The sequence below is a fragment of the Streptomyces sp. SID5785 genome, from assembly GCF_009870065.1.
Taxonomy (GTDB): domain Bacteria; phylum Actinomycetota; class Actinomycetes; order Streptomycetales; family Streptomycetaceae; genus Streptomyces.
This window is the reverse complement of sequence record NZ_WWIA01000003.1, coordinates 1-11,630: the sequence shown is the minus strand read 5'-3', so window position 1 is coordinate 11,630 and position 11,630 is coordinate 1. Positions and strand designations below refer to the sequence as shown.

Here is an 11,630-nt window from a genome sequence, read left to right as displayed (position 1 = left end):
CCCCGAACCCGCTCCTGCCCCGACCCCGCTCGCGACCCGAATCCGCTCCTGCCCCGAACCCGCTCGCGACCCGACCCGCTCCCGCCCCGAACCCGTTGTCGCACGGTCCGTGTCACCAGGGAGGGGTCGCACGGGGCGGCCCGATCACCGCCGGTATCGTCGGATCCGTACCCCCGACCGGTACCGGGCCCGGCGAGCGCCGGCGTGCGGTCGGCCGGTGTGCACCGACCGACCCCCGCCACCACCCGTGGAGCCCAGATGTCCGGCACGTCCCCGTCCAGCAGCGCCCGCCTCTCCCGCCGTACCGCCCTGCGGGGCGCGGCCGTCGCGGGGACCGTCGGGCTCGGGCTGACCGCGTGCTCGCCCGGCGCCGACGGCAAGGCGGCCGCGCCCACCGCCCCCGTCGACCTGGGGCAGGCCGAGGACGTGCCGAAGGGCGCCACGAAGCTCTTCAAGGACGAGAACGTGGTGGTCAGCCGGGCCGACGACGGCACGTACAAGGCGTTCAGCACGGTGTGCACGCACGCCGGATGCCCGATCCGGATGCTGGAGGGGACGGAGCTGACGTGCAACTGCCACGGCAGCAAGTTCGACGCCACCACCGGCAAGGTGCTGCACGAGCCGGCGACCGTCCCGCTGACCGAGCTCAAGGCGCGGGCCAAGGGCGGCAAGCTGATCGTCTCCCCCTGACGGAGGCTGCCCCGCGGTCGCCAACTGCGGGCCGGGGTGCCCCTGGTCACGCCGCCGGCTCGCCGGTCGGCGGCGTGCGGAGACGGAGCGAGGGGCCGCCCCCGCACGCCGATCCGGGGGCGCTTCCCGGTCCGCCCCGGGATGTCCGTGCCCGACAGTAGGGTGTCTGACATGGCCGACCCCTCCAGCTACCGCCCCAGGCCGGGACAGATTCCCGACACACCGGGGGTGTACAGGTTCCGCGACGAGCACCGCAGGGTGATCTACGTCGGAAAGGCGAAGAGCCTGCGTCAGCGCCTGGCGAACTACTTCCAGGACCTGGCGAACCTGCACCCGCGCACCCGCACCATGGTCACCACGGCCGCGTCCGTGGAGTGGACCGTCGTGTCCACGGAGGTCGAGGCACTGCAGCTGGAGTACTCCTGGATCAAGGAGTACGACCCGCGGTTCAACGTGAAGTACCGCGACGACAAGAGCTACCCCTATCTCGCGGTCACGATGAACGAGGAGTTCCCCCGCGTCCAGGTGATGCGCGGCCAGAAGAAGAAGGGCGTCCGGTACTTCGGCCCCTACGGCCACGCCTGGGCGATCCGCGACACGGTCGATCTGCTGCTGCGCGTCTTCCCGGTCCGCACCTGCTCCGCGGGTGTCTTCAAGAATGCGGCGCGCACCGGCCGCCCCTGCCTGCTCGGGTACATCGGCAAGTGCTCCGCCCCCTGCGTGGGCCGGGTCAGCCCGGACGAGCACCGTGAACTGGCCGACGAGTTCTGCGACTTCATGGCCGGCCGCACCGGTACGTACATCCGCCGTCTCGAGAAGGACATGACGGCGGCCGCCGAGGAGATGGAGTACGAGCGGGCCGCACGGGTGCGCGACGACATCGAGGCGCTGCGCAAGGCCATGGAGAAGAGCGCCGTCGTGCTCGCCGACGCGACCGACGCCGACCTCGTCGCGCTCGCCGAGGACGAGCTGGAGGCGGCGGTCCAGATCTTCCACGTGCGCGGGGGCCGGGTGCGCGGCCAGCGCGGCTGGGTCACGGACAAGGTCGAGGCCGTCACGAGCGGGGACCTGGTCGAGCACGCGTTGCAGCAGCTGTACGGGGAGGAGAGCGGCGACGCCGTCCCCAAGGAGGTGCTCGTCCCGGCCCTGCCCGACCCCCTGGAGCCCGTGCAGACCTGGCTCACCGAGCGGCGCGGTTCCCAGGTGTCCCTGCGCATTCCGCAGCGCGGCGACAAGAAGGCGCTCATGGAGACCGTCCATCGCAACGCCCTGCAGGCGCTCGCCCTCCACAAGACGAAGCGTGCCTCCGACCTCACCACGCGTTCGCGCGCGCTGGAGGAGATCGCCGAGGCCCTGGACCTGGACGGCGCGCCGCTGCGCATCGAGTGCTACGACATCTCACACCTCCAGGGTGACGACGTCGTGGCGTCGATGGTCGTCTTCGAGGACGGCCTCGCACGCAAGAGCGAGTACCGCCGCTTCCAGATCAAGGGCTTCGAGGGACAGGACGACGTCCGCTCGATGCACGAGGTGATCACCCGCCGGTTCAAGCGCTACCTGGCCGCCCAGGAGAAGTCCGGCGAGTGGTCCGACACCGAGCTGGACGACGACGAGGGCCCCAGGGAGTCCCGGCTCACCGAGGACGACGGCCGCCCGAAGCGGTTCGCCTACCCGCCGCAGCTGGTCGTCGTCGACGGCGGGCAGCCGCAGGTCGCGGCGGCCAAGCGGGCCCTGGACGAGCTGGGTATCGAGGACATCGCGGTGTGCGGCCTCGCCAAGCGCCTCGAAGAGGTCTGGGTGCCGGACGAGGACGACCCGGTGGTGCTCCCGCGCACCAGCGAGGGCCTCTACCTGCTGCAGCGCGTCCGCGACGAGGCGCACCGCTTCGCTATCACCTACCAGCGCAGCAAGCGGGCGAAGCGGTTCCGGGCCGGCCCCCTGGACGAGGTACCGGGGCTGGGCGACGCGCGCAAGCAGGCACTGATCAAGCACTTCGGGTCGGTCAAGCGGCTACGGTCCGCCACGATCGACCAGATCTGCGAGGTCCCCGGGATAGGCCGCAAGACGGCCGAGACGATCCTCGCGGCGTTCGCACAGGCGGCACCGGCGGCACCCGCCGTGAACACCGCCACCGGAGAGATCATGGAAGACGAAGAGGAAACACCGGCCGGGGCGACGGACGCGCCGGCCGGCGAGGGGCCCGTCAGCACGGGCGCCTCGGAGGAACGACGGGGGCAGGAACCATGAGCGAGCACCATCCACAGGACGAGCACGGAGCGGACATGAGTACACCGGGTGCCGGCGGCGACACGAGCGGGACGGACACCCCCGGCGCGGCCCACCACGCCGAGGCCCCCGGGGCCTCCGACACCGCCATCCCCGAGCTGGTGATCATCTCCGGGATGTCCGGTGCGGGCCGTTCCACGGCGGCGAAGTGTCTGGAGGACCTCGGCTGGTTCGTCGTGGACAACCTGCCGCCGGCCCTGATCCCCACCATGGTGGAGCTCGGCGCCCGTTCGCAGGGCAACGTCGCGCGCATCGCCGTCGTCGTCGACGTCCGTGGCCGCCGCTTCTTCGACAACCTGCGCGAGTCGCTCGCGGACCTGGAGTCCAAGAACGTGACGCGGCGCATCGTGTTCCTGGAGTCCTCGGACGAGGCCCTGGTGCGCCGTTTCGAGTCGGTGCGCCGCCCGCACCCGCTCCAGGGCGACGGCCGCATCGTCGACGGGATCGCCGCCGAGCGCGAGCTGCTGCGCGAGCTGCGCGGCGACGCGGACCTGGTCATCGACACCTCCAGCCTGAACGTGCACGAGCTGCGCGCCAAGATGGACGCCCAGTTCGCGGGCGAGGAGGAGCCCGAGCTGCGGGCCACGGTCATGTCCTTCGGGTTCAAGTACGGGCTGCCGGTCGACGCCGACCTGGTCGTCGACATGCGTTTCCTGCCGAACCCGCACTGGGTCCCGGAGCTGCGCCCGTTCACCGGTCTCAACGAGGAGGTGTCGAACTACGTCTTCTCGCAGCCCGGCGCCAAGGAGTTCCTCGACCGCTACACGGAGCTGCTCCAGCTGATCGCGGCCGGCTACCGCCGCGAGGGCAAGCGCTACGTGACCATCGCGGTCGGCTGCACGGGCGGCAAGCACCGTTCGGTCGCCACGTCGGAGAAGCTCGCCGCGCGACTGGCCGCGCAGGGTGTGGAGACCGTGGTCGTCCACCGGGACATGGGACGGGAATGACGGGACGTACGCTGCGGCTCACCAGCCGGCTGCGCAGCAGGAACACCGAACCGAGCCGCCGCAGGGGTGCGACGCCCAAAGTCGTCGCGCTCGGCGGCGGGATGGGCCTGTCCGCGTCGCTGGCCGCCCTGCGCCGCATCACGGGTGATCTGACGGCCGTGGTGACGGTCGCCGACGACGGCGGGTCCAGCGGCCGGCTCCGCGACGAGCTGGGCGTGCTGCCCCCCGGCGACCTGCGCAAGGCCCTCGCGGCGCTGTGCGGGGACGACGACTGGGGCCAGACCTGGGCCCGCGTCATCCAGCACCGCTTCCAGTCGCCGGGCGAGATGAACGGGCACGCGGTCGGCAATCTCCTCATCGTCGCCCTCTGGGAGCAGCTCGGCGACCACGTCAAGGCGCTGGACCTGGTCGGCAAGCTGCTGGGCGCGCACGGGCGCGTGCTGCCCATGTCCGCGGTCCCGCTGGAGCTCCAGGCGCTGGTCAGGGGCCACGACCCGGAGCGCCCCGAGGAGATCGACACGGTCCGCGGGCAGGCCACCGTGGCGCTGACCCCGGGCGAGGTCCAGTCGGTGCATCTGGTGCCGCACGACCCGCCGGCCGTGCCCGAGGCGGTCGCCGCCGTGCTCGACGCGGACTGGGTGGTGCTCGGTCCGGGGTCCTGGTTCTCCTCGGTGATCCCGCATCTGCTCGTGCCGGAGCTGCTCGACGCACTGGTCGAGACGAAGGCCCGCCGGGTCCTCTCGCTGAACCTCGCGCCGCAACCCGGAGAAACCGAAGGGTTCTCACCGCAGCGTCATTTGGAGGTTTTGGGACGACACGCCCCTAAACTCGCCCTGGACGTGGTGCTGGCCGACGAGGCCGCCGTGCCCGATCGTGAGTCCCTCACCGACGCCGCCAAGGAGCGCTTCGGTGCCGCGGTCGAGCTGGCGCCGGTGGCCAGGCCCGACGGAACTCCGAGGCACGATCCGGAGCTGTTGGCCGCCGCGTACGACCGTATTTTTCGGATGCATGGAAGGATCGGCCCATGGCGATGACGGCAGCGGTGAAGGACGAGATCTCCCGGCTCCCCGTCACCCGGACCTGCTGCAGAAAGGCAGAGGTCTCGTCGATCCTGCGGTTCGCCGGCGGCCTGCACCTGGTGAGCGGCCGCATCGTGATCGAGGCGGAGCTGGACACCGCGATGGCCGCCCGGCGGCTCAAGCGCGACATCCTCGAGATCTTCGGGCACAGCTCGGAGCTGATCGTGATGGCCCCCGGCGGTCTGCGGCGCGGCTCGCGCTTCGTCGTGCGCGTCGTCGCGGGCGGCGACCAGCTGGCCCGCCAGACGGGGCTCGTGGACGGCCGCGGCCGCCCGATCCGGGGCCTTCCGCCGCAGGTGGTCTCGGGGGCCACCTGCGACGCCGAGGCGGCCTGGCGCGGGGCGTTCCTGGCGCACGGTTCGCTGACCGAGCCCGGACGCTCCAGCTCGCTCGAGGTGACCTGCCCGGGCCCGGAGGCCGCGCTCGCCCTGGTCGGTGCCGCCCGCCGACTGTCGATCGCGGCGAAGGCCCGCGAGGTGCGCGGCGTGGACCGCGTCGTCGTCCGTGACGGTGACGCGATCGGCGCGCTGCTCACCCGTATGGGTGCTCATGAGTCGGTGCTGGCGTGGGAGGAGCGGCGGATGCGCCGCGAGGTCCGCGCCACGGCGAACCGGCTGGCGAACTTCGACGACGCGAACCTGCGCCGTTCGGCCCGGGCCGCCGTGGCCGCGGGGGCCCGGGTGCAGCGCGCCCTGGAGATCCTGGCGGACGACGTGCCCGAGCACCTCGCCGCCGCCGGCCGGCTGCGGATGGAGCACAAGCAGGCCTCCCTGGAGGAGCTGGGCGCGCTCGCCGACCCGCCGCTCACCAAGGACGCCGTCGCGGGCCGCATCCGCCGTCTGCTGGCGATGGCGGACAAGCGCGCCCAGGACCTCGGCATCCCGGGCACGGAGTCGAACCTGACCGAGGACCTGACCGAGGAACTCACCGACGAGATGGCCGAGAGCCTCGCGGACAACCTGGCGGGCTGAGCCGCCGAGTCGCCTCTCCGAAAGCCGGTGGCGGCGCCCGCGAACGGGCGCCGCCACCGGCTTTCCGCTTCCTGCGGGCGCCTGAATTCGCAGGAGCGAACATTGCAGGGTGTCGAGCCGGTATCGACGCCCGCGAAGAGGCCCAGTGCGTGACCCGGGCGATAACCCGGACCAGTGGCCCGGGCCGGTAGTCCGGCGCGCAAACGAGCGGAAGTGGCTTCAGATGCGCCGGAGAAGTGTGTGACAAGAGTGAAGCGAGGGACTGGAGAGGTTCTTTGCCGCAGGCCGGAAGTGCCCGGCGGAAGGCCTTGTTCCTGGTGCGGGAATTAGGCATCTCCGCATCGCGTCACCCGTCCGTACGCGCAGAGGGCGTACCGCGTGGATCGTCGCCCGCACGTCATCGTCCGTGGTTCGCCACGCACCGGAAGCCTGCCCCGGAAGACCCCCGGTGGCCCCGGAAGCCCCCCCCGGAAGCCCCCCGTAAGGCCCCTGGAGCTGCCCGCGGCGACCTCGGGTCCCCGGTCGGCCCGCGAGTCCCGCGCCCCGGCGGACCCCGCTGCGCCCTCGGCCGTAAAAGCGCTCATCAGAATGGGTGTGCGCTCAATTAGCTACCCGGAGTCCGCGAAATACCCGGGAAATACGCGACCGCCCGTACGTTACCGACGAGTAAGTGCCTGTGGATCCTCAATGGCTCCGCTCGATGTCACTCCGAGCCCTTATGGGAGGTAGGGTCGGAGGCGGTCGGGGACATCCCATACAAACTCGCCGGCGTCGAATCCGGCGTACCAACGAGGAGATCGGTTCGTGACGATCCGCGTAGGCATCAACGGCTTTGGCCGCATCGGTCGCAATTACTTCCGCGCACTTCTCGAGCAGGGTGCGGACATCGAGATCGTGGCTGTCAACGACCTGGGTGACACCGCGACCACCGCACACCTGCTCAAGTACGACACGATCCTCGGCACGCTGAAGCAGCCCGTGTCCCACACCGCCGACACCATCACGGTCGGCGACCACACCATCAAGGTGCTGTCGGAGCGCAACCCGGCCGACATCCCGTGGGGCGACCTGGGCGTCGACGTCGTCATCGAGTCGACCGGCATCTTCACCAAGCGCGAGGACGCCGCCAAGCACCTCGCCGGTGGCGCCAAGAAGGTCCTCATCTCGGCTCCGGCCAAGGACGAGGACATCACGATCGTCATGGGCGTCAACGAGGACAAGTACGACCCGGCGAAGCACGACGTCATCTCCAACGCCTCGTGCACCACGAACTGTGTGGCGCCGATGGCCAAGGTTCTCGACGAGAACTTCGGCATCGTCAAGGGCCTGATGACGACCGTCCACGCGTACACGAACGACCAGCGCATCCTGGACTTCCCGCACAAGGACCTGCGCCGCGCCCGTGCCGCCGCGGAGAACATCATCCCGACCACGACCGGTGCCGCCAAGGCCACCGCCCTGGTCCTGCCGCAGCTCAAGGGCAAGCTCGACGGTCTCGCCATGCGCGTCCCGGTCCCGACCGGCTCGGTCACCGACCTGGTCGTCGAGCTGGACCGCGAGGTCACCAAGGACGAGGTCAACGCCGCGTTCGAGAAGGCCTCCCAGGAGGGTCCGCTCCAGGGCCGCCTGTACTACACGGCCGACCCGATCGTGTCCTCGGACATCGTCTCGACGCCGGCCTCCTGCACGTTCGACTCGCTCCTGACGATGGCCGACGGCAAGACCGTCAAGATCATCGGTTGGTACGACAACGAGTGGGGCTACTCGAACCGTCTCGTCGACCTGACGGTCTTCGTCGGCGGTCAGCTCTGAGACCTCTAAGGTTCTAGAGCAGCAAGGCACTCAGATGTGAGCGAAGGGTCCGGACCCGCGCGACGCCGCGCGACCGTCCGGACCCTTCGCGCGTCAGCCTCAAGCCTCAGCCCTGACAAGGAATCGAGTCATGAAGACCATTGAGGAACTTCTCGCCGGAGGGGTCGACGGGAAGCGGGTGTTCGTCCGCGCCGACCTCAACGTGCCGCTGGCCGACGGCCTGATCACCGACGACGGCCGCATCCGCGCCGTCCTGCCCACCGTCAAGGCCCTCGCCGACGCCGGTGCCAAGGTGATCGTCGCCTCGCACCTGGGCCGCCCCAAGGGCGCCCCGGACCCGCAGTTCTCGCTCCTGCCCGCCGCCGAGCGCCTTGCGGAACTCCTCGGCAAGCCCGTCGCCTTCGCGCAGGACACCGTCGGCGCGGCCGCCCACGAGGCCGTCGACGGCCTGGAGCCCGGCCAGGTCGCCGTCCTCGAGAACCTGCGCTTCAACGCCGGAGAGACGAGCAAGGACGACGTCGAGCGCGGCGAGTTCGCCGACCGGCTCGCCGCCCTGGCCGACGTCTACGTGGGCGACGGCTTCGGCGCCGTCCACCGCAAGCACGCCTCCGTGTACGACCTGCCGAAGCGGCTGCCGCACTACGCCGGTTACCTCATCGCCACCGAGGTCGGCGTCCTGAAGAAGCTCACCGACGACGTCAAGCGCCCCTACGTGGTCGCGCTCGGCGGCGCCAAGGTCTCCGACAAGCTGGCCGTCATCGACCAGCTGCTCGGCAAGGCCGACCGCCTCCTCATCGGCGGCGGCATGGCGTACACCTTCCTGAAGGCCAAGGGCCACGAGGTCGGCATCTCGCTCCTCCAGGAGGACCAGATCCCGGCCGTCACCGAGTACATGGAGCGCGCCGAGAAGAACGGCGTGGAGATCGTGCTCCCGGTGGACGTCCTGGTCTCGACGGAGTTCCCGGACCTCAAGGGCAAGACGCCGGCCAACCCCTCCACCGTCGCCGCGGACGCGATCCCGGCCGACCAGGAGGGCCTGGACATCGGTCCGGAGACCCGGAAGCTCTACGCCTCGAAGCTCGCCGACGCCGAGACCGTGTTCTGGAACGGTCCGATGGGCGTCTTCGAGCACCCCGACTACGCCGAGGGCACCAAGGCGGTCGCCCAGGCCCTTCTCGACGCCCCGGGCTTCACCGTGGTGGGCGGCGGCGACTCCGCCGCGGCGGTCCGTACTCTGGGCTTCGACGAGAAGGCATTCGGCCACATCTCGACCGGCGGCGGCGCCTCTCTCGAGTACCTCGAGGGCAAGACGCTGCCCGGTCTCGCCGCACTGGAGGACTGACCCCGCATGACTGAATCCGTACAGGGCCGTACGCCGATCATGGCGGGCAACTGGAAGATGAACCTCAACCACCTCGAGGCCATCGCTCACGTCCAGAAGCTCGCCTTCGCTCTCGCGGACAAGGACTACGAGGCCGTCGAGGTCGCCGTCCTGCCGCCGTTCACCGACCTGCGCTCGGTGCAGACGCTCGTCGACGGCGACAAGCTCAAGATCAAGTACGGTGCCCAGGACCTCTCGGCGCACGACTCCGGTGCCTACACCGGCGAGATCTCGGGCGCGATGCTCTCCAAGCTCAAGTGCACGTACGTCGCGATCGGCCACTCCGAGCGCCGGCAGTACCACGCCGAGACGGACGAGATCGTCAACGCCAAGGTGAAGGCCGCCTACAAGCACGGCCTGACGCCGATCCTGTGCGTCGGCGAGGAGCTCGACGTGCGCGAGGCGGGCAACCACGTCACGCACACGCTCGGCCAGGTCGAGGGCGGCCTCAAGGACCTGCCGGCCGAGCAGGCCGAGACCGTCGTCATCGCCTACGAGCCCGTGTGGGCCATCGGCACCGGCAAGGTCTGCGGCGCGGACGACGCGCAGGAGGTCTGCGCGGCGATCCGCGGCAAGCTCGCCGAGCTGTACAGCCAGGACGTGGCCGACAAGATCCGCATCCAGTACGGCGGCTCGGTGAAGTCGGGCAACGTCGCGGAGATCATGGCCAAGCCCGACATCGACGGCGCCCTCGTCGGCGGTGCCTCGCTGGACAGCGAGGAGTTCGTCAAGATCGTCCGGTTCCGCGACCAGTGATTCCCGAGTGGCGCGACCTGTGAGTATGCGCTAGCGGCGTTACGTCGTACCCTTGCGGGGCCGGGTGGCCGACACCCGGCCCCGTCCGCCTATCAAGTCCGAGGAAGTTGGTCCAGCCGTGGTTATGGGGTTCTCGATCGCCCTGATCGTCTTCAGCCTGCTGCTGATGCTCCTTGTGCTGATGCACAAGGGAAAGGGCGGCGGCCTCTCCGACATGTTCGGTGGCGGCATGCAGTCCTCCGTCGGCGGCTCCTCGGTCGCCGAGCGGAACCTGGACCGGATCACGGTCGTGATCGGTCTGCTGTGGTTCGCGTGCATCGTGGTGCTCGGCATCCTGATGAAGATCAACAACTGATCTTGACCGGCCCGGGCCCCGGTCCGACCCGTCACAACTGCACATTCCTCAAGCAATGCCCCATGTCGGGTACGCGCTCAACGGCGCGGCCTATCATGGGGCATTGCGTCTGTGCGAGGGGATGTAACTCCAATCACTGGACGCGCGTTGGGCCTTACGTAGACTGAGGCGCTCCGCGGCGAAGCGAGACGCCGACGCGCTTCGCGGCACCATCAGGCAGGGAGTTACGACCGTGGCAAGTGGCAACGCGATCCGAGGAAGTCGGGTCGGGGCGGGGCCGATGGGCGAGGCCGAGCGCGGCGAGTCCGCGCCGCGCCTGCGCATCTCCTTCTGGTGCTCCAACGGGCACGAGACGCAGCCGAGCTTCGCTTCCGACGCGCAGGTGCCGGAGACCTGGGACTGTCCGCGCTGCGGATTCCCGGCCGGACAGGACCGGGACAACCCGCCGGACCCGCCGCGCACCGAGCCCTACAAGACGCACCTCGCGTACGTCAGGGAGCGGCGCAGCGACGCGGACGGCGAGGCGATCCTCGCCGAGGCGCTCGCGAAGCTGCGGGGCGAGATCTGAGCTGCCGGACGAGCCGGGCACCGACCAGGGTGCCCGGCTTCTTGGCATGCCCCGGTGCACCCGGCCGAAAGGCCGTGTTCACCCTGATCAACTAGGTTGGACGGCAGTAGCGGGGCATCGCACGTACGCGCGTACGAGAGAAGGCTGAAGTCCGACATGAACGCGTCCGACAGGCAGGCACTCACCCAGACGCCCGAGTGGCAGGCGCTGGCCAAGCACCGGGAAGAGCTGGGCGACGTCCAGCTGCGTGAGCTGTTCGCCGCCGACCCGGAGCGCGCCGAGCGCTCCGTCCTCCAGGTCGGCGATCTGCACATCGACCACTCCAAGCACCTGGTCACCGACGAGACGCTGCGTCTGCTGCGCGAGCTCGCCGCCGCGACCGACGTGTTCGGCCTGCGGGACGCCATGTTCCGCGGGGAGAAGATCAACACGACCGAGGACCGGGCCGTCCTGCACGTCGCCCTGCGCGCCCCGCGCGACGCCGTCATCGAGGTCGACGGTGAGAACGTGGTGCCGGGTGTGCACGCCGTGCTTGACAAGATGGCCGCCTTCGCCGACCGCGTCCGGTCGGGGGAGTGGACCGGCCACACCGGCAAGCGGATCCGGAACGTCGTCAACATCGGTATCGGCGGCTCCGACCTCGGTCCGGCGATGGCCTACGAGGTGCTGCGCTCCTTCACCGACCGCGACCTGACGGTCCGCTTCGTGTCGAACGTCGACGGCGCGGACCTGCACGAGGCGGTGCGGGACCTGGACCCGGCCGAGACGCTGTTCGTCATCGCCTC

The 11,630-nt window shown here is 70.2% G+C and carries 10 protein-coding genes and 1 pseudogene; all 11 read left to right on the top strand.

From position 1 onward, the window contains the following. Window positions 1-258: 258 nt before the first annotated feature. Complete coding sequence (locus GTW43_RS00150) at window positions 259-690, top strand: Rieske (2Fe-2S) protein (RefSeq protein ID WP_161299474.1); 432 nt, start codon at window positions 259-261, stop codon at window positions 688-690. A gap of 171 nt (window positions 691-861) precedes the next feature. Continuing rightward, on the top strand, window positions 862-2,937 hold the full coding sequence (gene uvrC, locus GTW43_RS00145) for an excinuclease ABC subunit UvrC (RefSeq protein WP_161299473.1): 2,076 nt from the start codon (window positions 862-864) through the stop codon (window positions 2,935-2,937). Next, complete coding sequence (gene rapZ / locus GTW43_RS00140; protein WP_161299472.1) at window positions 2,934-3,923, top strand: RNase adapter RapZ; 990 nt, start codon at window positions 2,934-2,936, stop codon at window positions 3,921-3,923. The genes uvrC and rapZ overlap by 4 nt, the downstream gene beginning before the upstream one ends. Beyond that, on the top strand, window positions 3,920-4,957 hold the full coding sequence (yvcK, locus tag GTW43_RS00135; protein WP_161299471.1) for a uridine diphosphate-N-acetylglucosamine-binding protein YvcK: 1,038 nt from the start codon (window positions 3,920-3,922) through the stop codon (window positions 4,955-4,957). The genes rapZ and yvcK overlap by 4 nt, the downstream gene beginning before the upstream one ends. Further along, window positions 4,948-5,973 carry a DNA-binding protein WhiA gene (gene whiA, locus GTW43_RS00130; protein ID WP_161299470.1) on the top strand — a complete coding sequence of 342 codons (1,026 nt, stop codon included), beginning with the start codon at window positions 4,948-4,950 and terminating at the stop codon, window positions 5,971-5,973. The genes yvcK and whiA overlap by 10 nt, the downstream gene beginning before the upstream one ends. A gap of 804 nt (window positions 5,974-6,777) precedes the next feature. Further along, window positions 6,778-7,785 (top strand): type I glyceraldehyde-3-phosphate dehydrogenase, encoded by a 1,008-nt coding sequence (gene gap / locus GTW43_RS00125; protein ID WP_161299469.1) that lies wholly within the window; start codon window positions 6,778-6,780, stop codon window positions 7,783-7,785. 130 nt (window positions 7,786-7,915) lie between these two features. Beyond that, complete coding sequence (locus GTW43_RS00120; protein ID WP_161299468.1) at window positions 7,916-9,127, top strand: phosphoglycerate kinase; 1,212 nt, start codon at window positions 7,916-7,918, stop codon at window positions 9,125-9,127. 39 nt (window positions 9,128-9,166) lie between these two features. Then, a complete protein-coding gene (gene tpiA / locus GTW43_RS00115) occupies window positions 9,167-9,922 on the top strand; it encodes a triose-phosphate isomerase (RefSeq protein WP_237536315.1) in 756 nt (251 codons plus the stop codon). A gap of 124 nt (window positions 9,923-10,046) precedes the next feature. After that, the gene (gene secG, locus GTW43_RS00110; RefSeq protein WP_111666919.1) at window positions 10,047-10,277 is read left to right on the top strand and encodes a preprotein translocase subunit SecG; all 231 of its coding nucleotides are present in this window, start codon (window positions 10,047-10,049) and stop codon (window positions 10,275-10,277) included. A 232-nt stretch (window positions 10,278-10,509) separates the two neighbouring features. Then, window positions 10,510-10,845: an RNA polymerase-binding protein RbpA gene (locus tag GTW43_RS00105; RefSeq protein WP_003976875.1), complete on the top strand. Its 336-nt coding sequence runs from the start codon at window positions 10,510-10,512 to the stop codon at window positions 10,843-10,845. A gap of 156 nt (window positions 10,846-11,001) precedes the next feature. Beyond that, a pseudogene (locus GTW43_RS00100) lies at window positions 11,002-11,630 on the top strand (glucose-6-phosphate isomerase); the annotation flags it as partial.